This is a genomic window from Achromobacter sp. GbtcB20 (assembly GCF_019091095.1).
GTDB classification, from domain to species: domain Bacteria; phylum Pseudomonadota; class Gammaproteobacteria; order Burkholderiales; family Burkholderiaceae_B; genus Achromobacter; species Achromobacter mucicolens.
Map to the genome: position 1 here is coordinate 1 of NZ_JAGXJZ010000970.1, position 230 is coordinate 230.

A 230-nucleotide genomic window follows, 5' to 3' on the forward strand; every position below is an offset into this window, starting at 1 on the left:
TGTGTCGGGCGATGACCCACAGGCGGCTCCCGCCGCGGAACCCCATGGCACTGCGCAGGACGAGCTGGACCCGCTCCAGGCGCATTTCCATTCCGGCATCGCGCCGGACGAAATCGAGCAGGTGTTTCACCTCAAGAAGGCGCAGCCCATGCTGTCCGCCTTCTCGGCGCTGTTCCACGGCAGCCAGGTCGGCGTACTGGTGCGCCTGCTGGTGCTGCGCGAACTCGCCG

1 pseudogene is annotated in these 230 nt (G+C 67.8%); it reads left to right on the forward strand.

The window, feature by feature from the left end:
- Nucleotide 1 precedes the first annotated feature (1 nt).
- Nucleotides 2-230 (forward strand): annotated as a pseudogene (locus KVT32_RS31875) (hypothetical protein); the annotation flags it as partial.